The following is a 16,080-nucleotide window of genomic DNA, read 5'->3' on the forward strand; positions in this document are numbered from 1 at the left end:
CCATGCAGCCCACCCACGACGACGAGCCCCCGGCCGCGATACCCGGCGCCGTACGCGAGGCGATCGCGACCCTGCGCCACGACCCCGTACGGCCTCATCCGCGGATCGACCGGGTCCAGCGGGCCGCCGAGCGGTGGGCCGCGGGCTTCGGACTCTCCGAGCGGCCCGGCGACTTCGCCCGTACGCGCAGCGGCTGGTGCGCCGCGTACACCTACCCCTACGCCGATCCCGTACTGCTGGAGATCGCGGCGGAGCTCATCGGCTGGCTGTTCCTGTACGACGACCGCTACGGCGAGGGGCTCGACGCCCGCGTCATGATGGACACCTCGGACCGGTTCCTGGGCGTGGTGCGCACCGGAACCGTGCCCGCGCCGGCGGGTCCCTTCGAACTCGCCCTGGCCGACCTGAGGCACCGGATCCGGGACCTCACCGACGACGCCTTCCTGGAGCGGTTCGCGCACAGCATGAGCAAGTACCACAACGGCTGGCTCTTCGAGCTGCCCTTCCGGCTGGCCGGCCGGCCGCCCGACCGGACCGCGTACCGCCGATTACGGCCCTGGTCGATCGGCCAGCACACGGTGTTCGACCTCATCGAGATCAGCGCCGGACCGCCGCCGGCCGCCGCGCGGGAGCGGCTGGAACCGCTGCGGGACCTCACCGGGTTCGTCTGCGCCCAGGTGAACGACCTGCACTCCTACGCGAAGGAGACGCGGGGCGGTGACCCCATCAACATCGTGACGGTCCTGGCCGCGGAACGCGGACGCGGACTGGCCGACGCCGCCCGGGCCGCCGTCCGCGAGTACCACCACCACCTCGGCCTCCTGGAGCAGGGCTGCGCCGCCCTCTGCGCGGAGCCGGACGCCACCCGCGAAGAGGTCCTCCTCACCAGGGGGTTGCGCGCCTGGGCCCACGGCAACACCGCCTGGTCCGGCACCTGCGCCCGGTACCACGCCGCTCCACCGCCCTGAGTAGGACGCGCACCCGGCCGGGCAGGCGGTCTGAGTAGGAGTACGGCTGTGCCGGACACCGCCGCCGGGGTGGAATCGGGTCATGAACACCCCTGCCCCGGCCCATCCGGCCCGTGACCACGACCGCACCCGCTTCTGGGCCGCCGCGTGCGCGGTGCTCTTCGTGCCGGCGGTCGTCCTGGCCGGCCTGCTGACCCTCTCCTCCGAACGGGCCGGACGCTGCCTCACCTACGGCGAGCAGTGCCACCAGGCGCTCCCCGGCTCGCTGTTCACCTGGGGCGCCGGCCTCGCCGCCGTGGCCTTCGCCGCCGCCCTCGCCGCCCCGACCCCCCGGCTGCGCCGCACGGCCCTCGCCGCCCAGCTCCTCTTCGAGGGACTGCCCCTCCTGGTGATCCTCAGCTACGCCTGACGCCTGACGCCGGGTGCGCGTGCGCGGACCACCGGACACCGGCGTGAAGGGGCATCACCATGGGGCGCCTGTGGGACGGGCTGACCGGTACGGCGTACCCGGACGGCGGCGCGGTGCCGCCCGCCGGCCCCGGAGCTCCGGGCCGCCCTGCCGGCGCTCAACAACCCGGACACGCCGTACCGCCCCTGCCGCCCCGGAGGGCGTTGGGGGCCCGGGGCTGTCAGCGGGTCGGGACCGACTCGCGGGCGGGGGCGGGCGGGGTGGCGGGGGTGCGGGGGCCGGGTGGGAGGAGGCGGGCCAGCAGGGGGGAGCGGCCGGCCGCGAGCGGGCCGAGGACGGCGAGCAGCAGGACGTACCCGGCGATGAACGGGGAGAGCCGCTGGTCCAGGCCGGCGCCCGCCGCCATGGTGGCGAGGATCAGTGCGAACTCGCCCCGCGCCAGCAGGGTGGTGGCGATATTGGCGGCCGGGCCCGGACCGAAGCCGTGGATCCGGGCCGCCGCCAGTCCGGCGAGGACGTTCATGACGAGGGTCAGCGCCACCGCCGCCAGCACCGGCCAGAGCACCACCGGGAGGTCGCCCGGGTCGATGGAGAGGCCGAAGGCGAAGAAGAAGATGGCCCCGAAGGCGTCCCGCAGCGGGTGGACCAGCGTGCGTATCCGGTCGCCCGAGGCGGTGCTGCCCAGCATCAGGCCGACCATGAACGCGCCGATCGCGTCCGCCACGCCGAACCACTCGGAGACCCCGGCCACGAACACCGCCGCGCCCAGGAAGGAGATGACGAGCAGCTCGTCGTCCCGGGTGGCGACGAACCGTCCGACGATCCGGGTGCCGTACCGGGCGGCGAGCGCCAGGAGCAGCAGGAAGCCGAACGCCTTGCCGCCGTCCACGACCGCGGCCGAGAGGCTGTCGGCGCCGGACAGGATGGGCTGGAGGGCGGCCAGGTAGAGGGCGAGGAAGATGTCCTCGACCACGATGATGCCGAGGATCGGCCGGGTCTCGGGGTTGCCTATCCGGCCCAGGTCGACCAGGACCTTGGTGACGATGGCGGACGAGGAGATGCCGAGGACCCCGGCGAGGACCAGCGCCTCGGAGGTGCCCCAGCCGAGGGCGAAGCCGAAGGCCAGCCCCGCGCCGACGTTCAGCGTCAGATAGGCACCGCCCGCCAGCGCCATCTTGCGGCCACCGGTTTTGAGGTCGTCCAGGTGGAATTCGAGGCCCAGATAGAAGAGGAGCAGCACCAGGCCCAGCGCCGAGAGCATCTCCAGCTCGTGCGGGTCCGACAGCAGGACGATGCCGGGGGTGTGCGGGCCGAGCAGGATCCCGGCCAGGATGAAGAGGGGGATGGTCGGCAGACCGATACGGCCGCCGAGCCGGGCGAGCAGGGCCGCGGCGAGAAAGGCGCCGCCCATGGCGATGAGGGTGTCCGCGTGTCCGATGGGCCCGTCCTCCAGTCAAGGTCAAGGGAGCGTCAAGGAATCGTCAGTAATTAGTTTACCAAATGATTGCTTGAGGCTCCCTGACCCCTCCCGGCCGCCGGCCCCGGCCTGGTCGTGGGCGAGGGCTACCGCCGGGGCTGCTGCGGCTTGAACGCCCAGGTCATCCGGGGTTCCGTCGCCCAGCGCAGGGCCCGGTGGACCGGGGGCGTACAGAGGAGCGTCACGGCGGTGGCCGCCCCGGCCGTCAGCAGCACCCGTCCGCCCGGGCTCGCCAGCCAGTCGTGGTGCTCCACCACACGCAGATACACCAGTGTCTTCACCAGGAGGCCGTGGAGCAGATAGCCGCAGATGGTCCCGGTGCCCAGCACGGTGAACCAGGTCCGCCGGCCCGGCACCCAGGCCAGGAAGGCGGCCGTCAGCAGCAGCCCGCCGCCGACCATCACCAGCATCACCAGCGGCCCGGTCCAGGCCGGCTGGTCCACCGACTGGGCGGCGGAGGAGCGGTAGAACCAGTCGAGCCGTACGCGGTCCGCCGCCAGCCAGGCGACCACCAGCGAGCCCAGCAGGACGGGCACCGCCGCGATCCGGGCGGCGCGACGGCGGACCAGGGCGAAGTGCTCCGGCCGGAGCGAGAGGCCCAGCACGAAGAAGGGCAGGAACTGGAAGACCCGCTGGAGGTTGAGGTCCGGTCCGATGCGGTCGTCGGTGGTCGCCAGCGCGGCGACGACCAGGGACAGGAGGATCGGCAGCGGCCCGCGCAGCAACTGCCAGAGCGGAGTGGAGAGCCGCCAGATGAAGAGCGCGCAGAGGAACCAGGTCAGATACACCGGGTCGGTGAGACTGATGGGCTGGTGCGGATCGTTGGCGTAGCGCTCATAGAGGGAGTACACCACCTCGAAGACCACATACGGCACGAGCACCGAGGTCAGCAGCCGCTTCAGCTGGTCGGGCCGGCCGGTGAAGCTCCGCGAGAAGTAGCCGGAGATGAGCACGAAGGCCGGCATGTGGAACATGTAGACGAACATGTACAGCGCCCGGGTGGCGTGACTGCCGTCCATCACCAGTTCCCAGGTGTGCGCCACGGCGACGAGCACGATCGCCAGATACTTCGCATTGTCGAAGAACGGGTCCCGGGGCGACGGTCTGCCGGCGGGACGGGAGGCGGTCGGGGAGGGCAGGGTCCGCTTTTTCTCGTGCGTGGCCTGAAGCATTTCAGGGACCCTAGGGCGCCCGACTGCAATCGTAAACTCGCTGGGGCGTTATGCCCTCTTCCGTCCGTTTAGGAGTGGAGGAAATGACGCACTGTGGGGGATTTATCCGCCGGTCGCCGTGGAGTGGTGAGAGGTGTGTGCAATTCCGGTCGCGACGATGTGCAGGGGCGGCGATGGGGCGGAATTTTTAAACGTTCTTGAGTTTCGGGCGGGTGGAAGCGGTTTCCGTGGCGGCGGTCACTGCCCGGGTGGTGGGACGCGCGGCCGGTCGAGGTGTCATGGGCCCGTGCGAGCGGGGAAGTTGATGGCACGATGGACGAGGCGGGGGCGCCGGGCCGTGCGCCTCCCCGGAGGCAAGGCCGAGCGACCGAGGGTGGGATCAGTTGTGGCCATTTCACTGTCCGTGGTGCTGCTGTTGGCGATCATCATCGTGGTGATGATGCGCAGCGGGTCCCTGAAGGCGGGACCGATGATCGTGGCCGTGCTCTTCGGCTTCTTCCTCGCGTCTTCGGGCATGGCCCCGGCGATCAAGCGCTTCCTCGACTCGATAGCGGCCACCCTCAACCAGATCAGTTTCTGATCCTGGCCGCGGCCGTTCTGACCGGTCTGGCCCGCCTGACCGGTCAGACCGTGCGCGCTGAGGGCCGGCCCCCTGGAATGCCTCAGGGCCGGTCCGGAGGATCCTCCTCCGGACCGGCCCTGAGCCGTGCGGAGCGGGCGACGGGAATCGAACCCGCGTAGCTAGTTTGGAAGACTAGGGCTCTACCATTGAGCTACGCCCGCGTATGACGCGCCGCCGGTCGCCGGACCGGGGCACGAAGAGCATCGTAGCGGGTCGCGGCGACCGGTCGCACATCCCTTCCGCGCCGTCCGCCCGCCGGGCCCTCCCGGCGGCCCGGGGGGCGGGCCGTAAAGGTGCCGTGGCGGCGCCCGGCGGCATGTACCCTACGTCTCGCACCGACGGGGTGTGGCGCAGCTTGGTAGCGCGTCCGCTTTGGGAGCGGAAGGCCGTGGGTTCAAATCCCGCCACCCCGATTTTTCAAGGCTCGGTTCGCCTCCGCGGCGCTTTTCGCGTGTGCCGGCGGCCGACCGCGCTCGCCCCTTCCCCCCGGGACTTCGTCCGGGGGCCCACTCCCTTCCGGCACCCGCGAGCCCCTTCGGCTCGCGCGCCGGCCGGGCCGGGCGGGCGCCGTCGCGGGCACGCCGCCGGGATCGGGCGGCTCGGATGCCGTGGCGGGCCGCCGGGGCGGGGCGTACCGGCCGGGAGTCGGGGAGGGGCGGAAGCCCCGTTCGCCGGGGCGGGTGCGGCCGGGGAAGATCACGTTGTGGGTGGCATCCCCCTTGCGGTTACTATGCAAGCTGCGTGCCCGTGTGTTCTCTGACCGGGCCGAATCCGCCGGAACCGCCCTCGCGCGGACCGACGGCGTCCAAGAATCAGCCATCAAGGAGACCGAACCGTGAAGAGCGCCGTGGAGACCCTGAACCCGACCCGGGTTCGGCTCACTGTCGAGGTGCCCTTCGAGGAGCTCAAGGCCAGCCTCGACGCGGCGTACAAGAAGATCAACCAGCAGGTCACGGTCAAGGGCTTCCGCAAGGGCAAGATCCCCGCTCGTGTCATCGACCAGCGGTTCGGCCGTGGCGCGGTGCTGGAGGAGGCCGTCAACGACGCGCTGCCGAAGTTCTACACCGAGGCGGTCAACGAGGCCGAGGTCAACCCGCTGGGCCAGCCCGAGGTCGACATCACCGAGCTGAAGGACGGCGAGCTGCTGGCCTTCACCGCCGAGGTCGACATCCGCCCGACCGTCGAGATCCCGGACTACTCCGGCATCGAGGTCACCGTGGACGCGGTCGAGGTCACCGACGAGGACGTCGAGAAGTCGGTGGAGCAGCTCCGTGAGCGCTTCGCCTCCACCTCCCCGGTCGAGCGCGCCGCCGCCGAGGGTGACGTCGTCACCGTCGACCTGGAGGCCAAGGTCGACGGCGAGGTGCTGCCCGACGGTGTCGCCAGCGGTGTGCAGTACACCATCGGCTCCGGCGAGCTGCTCGACGGCATCGACGACGCCGTGACCGGCCTGGAGGCCGGCGGCGAGGCCACCTTCACCTCCACCCTCAAGGGCGGCTCCGGTGAGGGCAAGGAGGCCGAGGTCAGCGTGAAGGTCTCCGCCGTGGCCGCGCGCGAGCTGCCCGAGCTGGACGACGAGTTCGCGCAGATGGCGTCCGAGTTCGACACCCTGGACGAGCTCAAGGCGGACAGCCGCAAGCGCCTCGAGAACATGAAGCAGTACGACCAGGCCACCCAGGCCCAGGAGCGCGTCCTCGACGAGCTGCTGAAGCTGGCCGAGGTGCCGATCCCCGAGAAGCTGCTCGAGGACGAGGTCAACACCCGCAAGCACAACCTCGAGCACCACCAGCTCGGCCAGATGGGCCTGGACCTCCCGAAGTACCTGGAGCTCCAGGGCAAGACCGAGGAAGAGTTCGACGCCGAGACCCGCGAGCAGGCGGTCAAGGGCATCAAGACCCAGTTCATCCTGGACGAGCTGGTCAACAAGGAGAAGCTCAACGTCAACCAGGAGGAGCTCACCGAGCACCTCATGCGGCGTGCCGCTTCCTCCGGCATGAGCCCGGACCAGTTCGCGCAGGCCGTCGTCGAGGGCGGCCAGGTGCCGATGCTCGTCGGCGAGGTCGCCCGCGGCAAGGCCCTCGCGGTCGTGGTCGAGGCCGCCAAGGTGGTCGACACCAACGGCGAGCCGGTCGACCTGGAGGACGCCGAGGAGGAGTCGGAGGAGTCCGCCGAGGCCGCCGCCGAGGAGACCCCGGCCGCCGACGAGGCTGCCGACAAGGCCGAAAAGGCCGACGACAAGGCCGACGACAAGAGCTGACCCAGGTCTTCTCGGTCCGGATCGCCGCTGGGCCCGTCAGGGCCCCGGCGGGTCGGCCCCGGACGCCTGACCGGGCGCGGTGACCGCCGTGCGGATCCCCACAGATCTGTACGGCGGCACCGCGCCCGGCCCTTTTGCGGCCCGGTCCTCGTGCCTCTTCCCGGAATACGGGACCGCTCATCCCTCTTCTCCACCTCATCGCCCTTTTCCGGGCGGTGAGGTGGAGGAGAAGCACTCTCCTCCCGTCCCCCGTGTGCCTTTGCCCCGGTCGGGGCCCGGACCGGGCCCGGGGGCGGACAGCGCCCCGAAATGCGCCGCCGCCCGACCACCTTGCGCTGCCAGCGAACAGTTCGGGAACCGGGATGGCGCCCGCCTACCAGCGCGTTAGGGTCCATGGATACGAGGGCAGGGGAGTACCCGCCCCCAGTAAGCACGACGCTGAGACGGCCGGAGCCGTCAGAGACGAGCAGGTGGATACGTGACGAATCTGAAGCCTGAAGCCGCGGGTGAGCCGTCCATCGGTGGCGGCCTCGGTGACCATGTCTACAACCGTCTGCTCGGCGAGCGGATCATTTTCCTCGGCCAGCAGGTCGACGACGAGATCGCCAACAAGATCACCGCGCAGATGCTGCTCCTTGCCGCCGACCCGGACAAGGACATCTACCTGTACATCAACAGCCCCGGCGGCTCGGTGACGGCGGGCATGGCGATCTACGACACCATGCAGTACATCCCCAACGACATCGTCACCATCGGTATGGGCATGGCGGCCTCCATGGGCCAGTTCCTGCTCACCGGCGGCGCCGCCGGCAAGCGCTTCGCCCTGCCGAACACCGACATCCTGATGCACCAGGGCTCCGCCGGCATCGGCGGTACCGCCTCGGACATCAAGATCCAGGCCGAGTACCTTCTCCGTACGAAGAAGCGCATGGCCGAGATCACCGCGCGCCACTCCGGTCAGACCGTGGAGACCATCATCCGCGACGGCGACCGCGACCGCTGGTTCACCGCGGAGGAGGCCAAGGACTACGGCCTCATCGACGAGATCATCTCCGCCGCCTCGGGCGTTCCGGGCGGTGGCGGCACCGGCGCCTGAGCCGCGTACCGCACCCATCCGCACCCCCAGCCCGTCGAACGCCACCAGGATGGTGAACACCCATATGAGCAACTACTCCGCGAGCGGCCTGTACCAGGGCCCGCAGGTGGACAACCGGTACGTCGTCCCGCGCTTCGTCGAGCGCACCTCGCAGGGCGTCCGTGAGTACGACCCGTACGCCAAGCTCTTCGAAGAGCGCGTGATCTTCCTCGGCGTGCAGATCGACGACGCCTCCGCCAACGACGTCATGGCGCAGCTGCTGTGCCTGGAGTCGATGGACCCGGACCGCGACATCTCCATCTACATCAACAGCCCCGGTGGCTCCTTCACCGCCCTCACGGCCATCTACGACACGATGCAGTTCGTGAAGCCGGACATCCAGACGGTCTGCATGGGCCAGGCCGCCTCGGCCGCCGCGGTGCTGCTCGCCGCCGGCACGCCCGGCAAGCGCATGGCGCTCCCCAACGCCCGGGTGCTGATCCACCAGCCGTCCGGCGGCACCGGCCGGGAGCAGCTCTCCGACCTGGAGATCGCGGCCAACGAGATCCTCCGGATGCGGACCCAGCTGGAGGAGATGCTGGCCAAGCACTCCTCCACGCCGATCGAGAAGATCCGCGACGACATCGAGCGTGACAAGATCCTGACGGCCGAGGACGCGCTCTCCTACGGCCTGGTGGACCAGATCGTGTCCACCCGCAAGAGCGCCGCGGCCGCGGCCGCCTGACGCGCGACCTGCCCTTGGCACGGACCCGCTGACCGGACCCGTTCCACGCGAGTCCATGTGAACCGTGCCAAGGGGGGCCCGAACGAGGGCCCCGGCAAGGTACCGTCGGATATGAGGCACCAGGAGCGACTGCACCAAGCCGCTCCCAGGCGAAGGGGAAGCACCTCGTGGCACGCATCGGTGATGGCGGCGACCTGCTCAAGTGCTCGTTCTGCGGCAAGAGCCAGAAGCAGGTGAAGAAGCTCATCGCGGGCCCCGGTGTGTACATCTGCGACGAGTGCATCGACCTCTGTAACGAGATCATCGAGGAGGAGCTCGCGGAGACGAGCGAGGTGCGGTGGGAAGAGCTTCCCAAGCCCCGCGAGATCTACGAGTTCCTGGAGGGGTACGTCGTCGGCCAGGAGCCGGCCAAGAAGGCCCTCTCCGTCGCGGTGTACAACCACTACAAGCGCGTCCAGGCCGGTGAGACCGGCGGCGGGCAGGGCCGAGACGAGGCCATCGAACTGGGCAAGTCCAACATCCTGCTGCTGGGCCCCACCGGCTCCGGCAAGACGCTGCTGGCCCAGACACTCGCCCGGATGCTGAACGTGCCGTTCGCCATCGCGGACGCCACGGCGCTGACCGAGGCGGGTTACGTCGGCGAGGACGTCGAGAACATCCTGCTGAAGCTCATCCAGGCCGCCGACTACGACGTCAAGAAGGCCGAGACGGGCATCATCTACATCGACGAGATCGACAAGGTCGCCCGCAAGAGCGAGAACCCGTCGATCACCCGCGATGTGAGCGGCGAGGGCGTCCAGCAGGCGCTGCTGAAGATCCTGGAGGGCACCACCGCCTCCGTCCCGCCGCAGGGCGGCCGGAAGCACCCGCACCAGGAGTTCATCCAGATCGACACGACGAACGTGCTGTTCATCGTGGGCGGTGCCTTCGCGGGCCTGGAGAAGATCATCGAGTCGCGGGCGGGCGCCAAGGGCATCGGCTTCGGCGCCACCATCCGCTCCAAGCGCGAGATCGAGGCGACCGACCAGTTCCAGGAGGTCATGCCCGAGGACCTGGTGAAGTTCGGGATGATCCCCGAGTTCATCGGCCGGCTCCCGGTCATCACCTCGGTGCACAACCTGGACCGCGAGGCGCTGCTGAAGATCCTGGTCGAGCCGCGCAACGCGCTGGTGAAGCAGTACCAGCGGCTCTTCGAACTCGACGGCGTGGAGCTGGACTTCGACCTCCCGGCGCTGGAGGCCATCGCGGACCAGGCCATTCTGCGCGGCACCGGCGCGCGCGGACTACGGGCCATCATGGAAGAGGTCCTCATGCCGGTGATGTACGAGGTCCCGTCCCGCAAGGACGTGGCCCGGGTGGTCATCACCGAGGACGTGGTCCACAACAACGTCAACCCGACCCTGGTCCCGCGCATCGTCAAGGACGACGGCGGGCGCCACGAGAAGTCGGCGTAGCGCGCCAGGTACGGCAGGCACGACAGGCATGAACGAGGCGGCCGCCCGGTTCACCGAACCGGGCGGCCGCCTCGTGTCGTTCACGTCCCCGGGCCGTGATTCCGGGGCCGCCGTGCTCACTTCTTGACGCGGACGTCCTTGCGGAGCTTGGCGGCGTTCTCGGCGCCCTCGGTGAGGGAGGCGGACCGGCCGGCCATCACCGACGCCACATCGATGTGGATGGTGTAGGCCAGAGTGCTGTGATCGGCCCAGACACAGAGCGGCATGCTCGCCCCGGAGGGCGCTCCCGCCCCGGTGCCCGAGGACGTGAACCGCATCTCCTGACACTTCAGGACGGCGGCGTCGCCCAGCCCGGCGGGCTTGAACGACTGCGGGCTGCCGACGAGTTCGGCCTCCTTGTCGCCCGCGGACTCCTTCTTCATGGAGGCGAACATCGTGTCGACCACCTTCTCGGGGTCGTCGATGGTGCCGTACACCCCGCTGAAGGACACCTGCTTGACGGCGAGCGGGTTGCTCTTGTCGCCCGACTCGTAGCCGCCGGAGACCTGCACGGCGTTCTTCACGCCCCAGGACTCGGTCTGCTTCATGTCCTCGTCGCTGAAGGCGGACGACTGCTTGCCGGCCGACTTCTTGTACGCACCGCCGAGCACCGTCTCCGGTGTGACCAGCTTGTGCGGGCCGTCGTCCGCCGCGGCGCTGCCGCCGCCGGCCTTGCCGCCGCTCAGCAGGAAGAAGGCGCCCGCGCCGACCGCCGCCACCGCGACCACGGCGATCGTCACGATCAGGCCGGTCTTCTTGTTCTTGCCGCCGGCCGGCGGGAGCGGGGGGAAGCCCCCGGGCGCACCGTAGGGCCCCTGCGGGGGCTGCCCCCAGCCGCCGGGCTGTCCGGGCTGCGGCTGGCCCTGCGGAGGCTGGCCGGGCTGGCCGGGTTGCGGCTGGCCGTACGCGTCCGGCTGCTGGCCGTAGGGGCCGGGCTGGGGCTGACCGGGCTGGGGCTGACCGTAGGGGCCGGGCTGCTGACCGTACGGGCCCGGCTGCTGCTGGGGGTAGCCGTAGCCCGGCGCCGGCGGGGTCTGCTGGGGGTAGCCGTAGCCGGGTGCGGGAGCCTGCGGGGCCTGGCCGTACCCGGGCGCCGGGGCCGCCCCCGGCTGCTGGCCGTAAGGGCCCGGCTGACCGTACGGATTCGGCTGCTGCGGCTGGCCGCCGTACGGACCCGGCTGCTGGTGACTCATGAAAGGCGTCCCCCATCTGGCGTCTGAAAGCATCGCGACGCTCATGTGCTTTCCGTATGAGCGCTCGCACATCCTGTCCGAAGCGCCGTGCGCGCGGGACGCCGGGGGCCGTACCGTTACCGAACTATCCCGTTTCAGTGCGCCGCCGCGGCACCCCTAAACTGTCCCCCGTGACCGACAACACTCAGCAGCCGCCAGCATCCGCCCCCGACCTGCCGACCCAGTACGCGCCGGCCGACGTAGAGGGGCAGCTGTACGAGCGCTGGGTGGAGCGGGGCTACTTCGACGCGGACGCGGCGAGCGACAAGCCCCCGTACACCGTCGTCATCCCGCCGCCGAACGTCACCGGCAGCCTCCACCTGGGCCACGCCTTCGAGCACACGCTGATCGACGCCCTCACCCGCCGCAAGCGGATGCAGGGGTACGAGACGCTGTGGCAGCCCGGCATGGACCACGCCGGCATCGCCACGCAGAACGTGGTCGAGCGCGAGCTCGCCAAGGAGGGCAAGTCCCGCCACGACCTGGGCCGTGAGGCGTTCACCGAGCGGGTCTGGCAGTGGAAGGCCGAGTCCGGCGGCCAGATCTCCGGCCAGATGCGCCGCCTCGGTGACGGCGTCGCCTGGTCCCGGGAGCGCTTCACCATGGACGAGGGCCTCTCCAAGGCCGTCGGCACCATCTTCAAGAAGCTCTACGACGACGAGCTGATCTACCGCGCCGAGCGGATCATCAACTGGTGCCCGCGCTGTCTCACCGCCATCTCGGACATCGAGGTGGAGTACCAGGACGACGACGGCGAGCTGGTCTCCATCCGGTACGGCGACGGGGACGCCGCCATCGTCGTCGCCACCACCCGCGCCGAGACGATGCTCGGTGACACCGCCGTCGCCGTCCACCCGGACGACGAGCGCTACCGGCACCTGGTCGGCACCGAGATCGAGCTGCCGCTGACCGGCCGCCGGATCCCGGTCGTCGCGGACGAGCACGTGGACCCGGAGTTCGGCACCGGCGCCGTCAAGGTGACGCCCGCCCACGACCCGAACGACTTCGAGATCGGCCGCCGCCACGACCTGCCCAACCTGGCGGTCATGGACGAGCACGCCATCATCACCGCGCACGGCCCGTTCCAGGGACTGGACCGGCTGGAGGCGCGCGGCGCCATCGTCGCCGCCCTGCGCGCCGAGGGCCGGATCGTGGCCGAGAAGCGCCCGTACACCCACTCGGTGGGGCACTGCTCGCGCTGCAAGACCACCATCGAGCCCCGGCTGTCGATGCAGTGGTGGGTCAAGGTCGGCCCGCTCGCCCAGGCCGCCGGCGACGCGGTCCGGGACGGCCGCGTCACCATCCACCCGCAGGACATGGCCAAGCGGTACTTCGACTGGGTCGACAACCTCCACGACTGGTGCATCTCGCGCCAGCTCTGGTGGGGTCACCGCATCCCCGTCTGGTACGGCCCGGAGGGCGAGGTCGTCTGCGTCGGCCCCGACGAGGAGCCGCCCACCGGCGAGGGCTGGCACCAGGAGACCGACGTCCTGGACACCTGGTTCTCCTCCGGCCTCTGGCCGTTCTCCACCCTCGGCTGGCCGGAGCGGACCCCGAGCCTGGAGAAGTTCTATCCGAACTCCGTCCTGGTCACCGGCTACGACATCCTCTTCTTCTGGGTCGCCCGGATGATGATGTTCGGTCTGTACGCGATGGACGGCACCCCGCCGTTCCACACCATCGCCCTGCACGGCATGGTGCGCGACCAGAACGGCAAGAAGATGTCCAAGTCCTTCGGGAACGTGGTCAATCCGCTGGACTGGATGGACAAGTACGGCTCCGACGCGCTCCGTTTCACACTGGCGCGCGGCGCCAACCCGGGCATCGACGTGCCGATCGGCGAGGACTGGGTCCAGGCGTCCCGGAACTTCGCCAACAAGCTGTGGAACGCCACCCGGTTCGCGCTGATGAACGGCGCCACCGTGGAGGGGCCGCTGCCGTCGCCCGAGCGGATGACCGCCACCGACCGCTGGATCCTGTCGCGGCTCAACACCACGGTCGCGGAGGTGGACGCGTACTACGAGGACTACCAGTTCTCCAAGCTGTCGGAGGGCCTCTACCACTTCGCCTGGGACGAGGTCTTCGACTGGTACGTCGAACTCTCCAAGACCACCTTCTTCGAGGGCGGCGAGCAGGCGAAGGTCTCCGCCCGGGTCCTCGGTGAGGTCCTGGACGTGATGCTCCGGCTGCTGCACCCGGTGGTCCCGTTCGTCACCGAGACCCTCTGGACCTCGCTCACCGGCGGTGAGTCGCTGGTGATCGCGGACTGGCCGGCCGACAGCGGCTTCCGGGACGAGGCCGCCGAGCGGGAGATCGAGCTGGTCCAGCGGGTCGTCACCGAGGTCCGCCGGTTCCGCTCGGACCAGGGGCTCCAGCCCGGCCAGAAGGTCCCGGCCCGGCTCGACCTGACGGGCACGGCGCTGGCGCCGCACGAGGCGGCCATCCGCCAGCTGCTGCGCCTCCAGCCGGAGGGCGAGGGCTTCCACGCCACCGCCTCGCTGCCGGTGGCGGGCGCCACCGTCGCGCTCGACCTGTCCGGCACCATCGACGTGGCGGCCGAGCGCAAGCGGCTCGCCAAGGACCTGGCCGCCGCCGAGAAGGAGAAGCAGCAGGCCACCGCCAAGCTGGGCAACGAGGCGTTCCTCGCCAAGGCGCCGGACCAGGTGGTGGAGAAGATCCGCACCCGGCTGGCCAAGGCGGACGAGGACATCGCCCGCATCGAGAACCAGCTCGCCGGGCTGCCCCAGGGCTGACGCCCCGGGCGGCGCCGTACGAGTCCGCACCGCGCCCGCGTCCCTGGGTTCCGCGTCCCGCCCGTGCCCCCGGTTTCCGCCGGGGCACGGGCGTCGCGCTGTCCGCCGGTCCCGGCCGGGTGGTTCGCCTCCGGGCGCAGGCGCGGACGCCGGGTGCCGGGCCCCGTGGGGTCAGGGCCGGCCGAGGAGCTGGGCGCCGGCGGCGGAGCGGGAGCGGGCGGTGAAGTACTCGGTGAAGCCCCGGACGAACTCCTCCTCGGTGAGCCGCCCGTCGCCGTCCGCGTCCAACTGCCGGAAGCCGTGGTTCACTTCGGCGGGATGTACCCGGGAGCCGCCGAACACGGCCCGGTACTCGTCCAGACAGAGATGACCGCTGCCGTCGGTGTCGGCGGCGCGGAACATGGCCCGTACGGCGACGCCGAGGCCGCCGTCCAGATAGCGCGGGTCGCGGTCGCAGCCGGCCAGGGTGGCCCGGGTGAACTCGGCCCGGCTGACCCGTCCGTCGCCGTCGGTGTCCATGGCCGACCGGATCTGCTCCCACCAGGTGTCGAAAGCGGCCCGCACCCCGGCCTCCCGCTCCTCGGTCAACTCCAGCTGCCAGCAGACGTTGTGGGCCATCGCCGCCAGGTCGCGGGCGTCGATCCAGCCGTCCCCGGTCTGGTCCAGCACCTGGTCGAAGAAGGCGTCCAGCCGGGGCGGCCGGGCATCCCGGCGCAGCAGCCGACGGGCCGATGGACCGCGCCCGGAACGCTGGGCCGGCAGGCGGACCGCGCCGCCCGGCAGGGTACTGTCCGGCCGGGGGCCGTCCGGCGGAGTGCGGTAGCGCACCCGGTCGGGCATCCGGACCATCACCCGGCGCAGCCCGTGGTGGAGGACGCGGGAGAGCAGCCGGGCGCCCGGACCGCACCGGAGCCCGAACCGCTTCCGGAAGGCGGGCGGCAGGTCCGCCACGGTCAGCGCGGTCACCGTCCGGGCGATCAGCGCCCGCACCGCCGGCCATGCCGGGCCCAGGAACCGGAGCCGCCGGGGCCGGGGCGCCTCCCGGAGGATGCCGAAGAGCAGATACGTCACGGCCTCCCCGTACTCCAGCTCCTCCCGCACCATCCGGTCGATGTACCCGGGTACGGCTCCGGCGTCGGGCGGGAACACCTCGGGCGGCAGCCCGAACTCCGCGCAGACGGCCCGGAACTCCCGGTACATCAGGTCCAGTTCGGCGGGTGGCAGCGGGTCGCCCGACAACTCCCGCATGGCGACGATCGATTCGTACAGGGTGACCAGCACCCAGGCCCGCACCGTCGGGTCCCCGGCGGTGAACGGACGGCCGCCGGGGCCGGTGCCGTGGATGCGCCGGTGGGTCCGGTCCAGCCGGGCGATCTCGCGGCGCAGGCTCTCCCGGTCGGCGAAGAACAGCCGTCTGCCGCTGTCCATGGTGTGCTGCATCCGCCGCCACGGATGGGCCCGGTAGGTGGAGCGGTGCTCCATCCCGGCGCCGACGGCGGGGTGCGCCGCCTGGAGCACCAGCAGCCGCCAGGCCACCAATGCGATGCGCCACTCCGCGAGGTTCCGCCGCAGCGGTGAGCCGGGCCCGGGCAGGCCGGCGCCGGCGGGACTGGGCTGCCGGGGTTCTTCGGTGGAGGACATGGGCCGCTCCCTCGGTTCGCACGGACCGGGCCGCCCGCCGGTCACCGGGCGGCCGGGTGGTGGCCCGACCGTAGGCGGCGGGACGGTGCCGAGGGGCGGGAGCGGCGTACATGTCATCCGATGAGGTGACGGCCGGGGCCGGGACGGCCGGCGGTACGGCCCCGGCCCGTGCCCCGCGAGGGGGACACGGACCGGGGCCGGCCGGAGCGGGCGGGGCGCCCGAGCGGATCGTCCGC

The 16,080-nt window shown here is 71.1% G+C and carries 12 protein-coding genes and 2 tRNA genes; 9 read left to right on the plus strand and 5 right to left on the minus strand.

Annotation, left to right across the window (positions count from 1 at the left end; all coding sequences use genetic code 11):
- Positions 1-2 precede the first annotated feature (2 nt).
- Positions 3-968 carry a terpene synthase family protein gene (locus NX801_RS20935; RefSeq protein WP_258789430.1) on the plus strand — a complete coding sequence of 322 codons (966 nt, stop codon included), beginning with the start codon at positions 3-5 and terminating at the stop codon, positions 966-968.
- 82 nt (positions 969-1,050) lie between these two features.
- On the plus strand, positions 1,051-1,377 hold the full coding sequence (locus NX801_RS20940; RefSeq protein ID WP_258789347.1) for a hypothetical protein: 327 nt from the start codon (positions 1,051-1,053) through the stop codon (positions 1,375-1,377).
- A gap of 220 nt (positions 1,378-1,597) precedes the next feature.
- On the opposite strand, the gene NX801_RS20945 is transcribed toward NX801_RS20940, so the two are convergent.
- Positions 1,598-2,788, minus strand: a complete 1,191-nt coding sequence (locus NX801_RS20945; protein ID WP_258789348.1) for a cation:proton antiporter — start codon at positions 2,786-2,788, stop codon at positions 1,598-1,600.
- A 152-nt stretch (positions 2,789-2,940) separates the two neighbouring features.
- A complete protein-coding gene (locus NX801_RS20950; protein ID WP_258789349.1) occupies positions 2,941-4,026 on the minus strand; it encodes an acyltransferase family protein in 1,086 nt (361 codons plus the stop codon).
- Positions 4,027-4,411: 385 nt separating this feature from the next.
- Between NX801_RS20950 and NX801_RS20955 the strand changes: the two genes are divergently transcribed.
- Positions 4,412-4,606, plus strand: coding sequence for a hypothetical protein (locus NX801_RS20955; protein ID WP_258789350.1), 195 nt, complete (start codon positions 4,412-4,414; stop codon positions 4,604-4,606).
- A 132-nt stretch (positions 4,607-4,738) separates the two neighbouring features.
- On the opposite strand, the gene NX801_RS20960 is transcribed toward NX801_RS20955, so the two are convergent.
- Positions 4,739-4,809 (minus strand) — tRNA-Gly (locus tag NX801_RS20960).
- Positions 4,810-4,987: 178 nt separating this feature from the next.
- On the opposite strand from NX801_RS20960, the gene NX801_RS20965 reads away from it, so the two are divergent.
- From NX801_RS20965 to clpX, 5 genes are all read left to right on the plus strand, one after another.
- Positions 4,988-5,061: transfer RNA gene (locus tag NX801_RS20965), tRNA-Pro, on the plus strand.
- Between the two features lie 422 nt (positions 5,062-5,483).
- The gene (gene tig / locus NX801_RS20970) at positions 5,484-6,905 is read left to right on the plus strand and encodes a trigger factor (RefSeq protein WP_258789351.1); all 1,422 of its coding nucleotides are present in this window, start codon (positions 5,484-5,486) and stop codon (positions 6,903-6,905) included.
- Between the two features lie 478 nt (positions 6,906-7,383).
- Positions 7,384-8,001 (plus strand): ATP-dependent Clp protease proteolytic subunit, encoded by a 618-nt coding sequence (locus NX801_RS20975; RefSeq protein ID WP_258789352.1) that lies wholly within the window; start codon positions 7,384-7,386, stop codon positions 7,999-8,001.
- Between the two features lie 49 nt (positions 8,002-8,050).
- Positions 8,051-8,725 (plus strand): ATP-dependent Clp protease proteolytic subunit, encoded by a 675-nt coding sequence (locus NX801_RS20980; RefSeq protein WP_309505868.1) that lies wholly within the window; start codon positions 8,051-8,053, stop codon positions 8,723-8,725.
- Between the two features lie 167 nt (positions 8,726-8,892).
- Complete coding sequence (gene clpX, locus NX801_RS20985; protein WP_258789353.1) at positions 8,893-10,179, plus strand: ATP-dependent Clp protease ATP-binding subunit ClpX; 1,287 nt, start codon at positions 8,893-8,895, stop codon at positions 10,177-10,179.
- A 116-nt stretch (positions 10,180-10,295) separates the two neighbouring features.
- Here clpX and NX801_RS20990 read toward each other — a convergent pair whose 3' ends face one another.
- The gene (locus NX801_RS20990) at positions 10,296-11,411 is read right to left on the minus strand and encodes a hypothetical protein (RefSeq protein WP_258789354.1); all 1,116 of its coding nucleotides are present in this window, start codon (positions 11,409-11,411) and stop codon (positions 10,296-10,298) included.
- Between the two features lie 170 nt (positions 11,412-11,581).
- Between NX801_RS20990 and NX801_RS20995 the strand changes: the two genes are divergently transcribed.
- A complete protein-coding gene (locus NX801_RS20995) occupies positions 11,582-14,203 on the plus strand; it encodes a valine--tRNA ligase (RefSeq protein WP_258789355.1) in 2,622 nt (873 codons plus the stop codon).
- A 171-nt stretch (positions 14,204-14,374) separates the two neighbouring features.
- Here the strand turns inward: NX801_RS20995 and NX801_RS21000 are convergent, their stop codons facing one another.
- Positions 14,375-15,844, minus strand: coding sequence for an EF-hand domain-containing protein (locus NX801_RS21000; protein WP_258789356.1), 1,470 nt, complete (start codon positions 15,842-15,844; stop codon positions 14,375-14,377).
- Positions 15,845-16,080 lie beyond the last annotated feature (236 nt).

It is taken from the genome of Streptomyces pyxinae (assembly GCF_024756275.1).
Taxonomy (GTDB): domain Bacteria; phylum Actinomycetota; class Actinomycetes; order Streptomycetales; family Streptomycetaceae; genus Streptomyces; species Streptomyces pyxinae.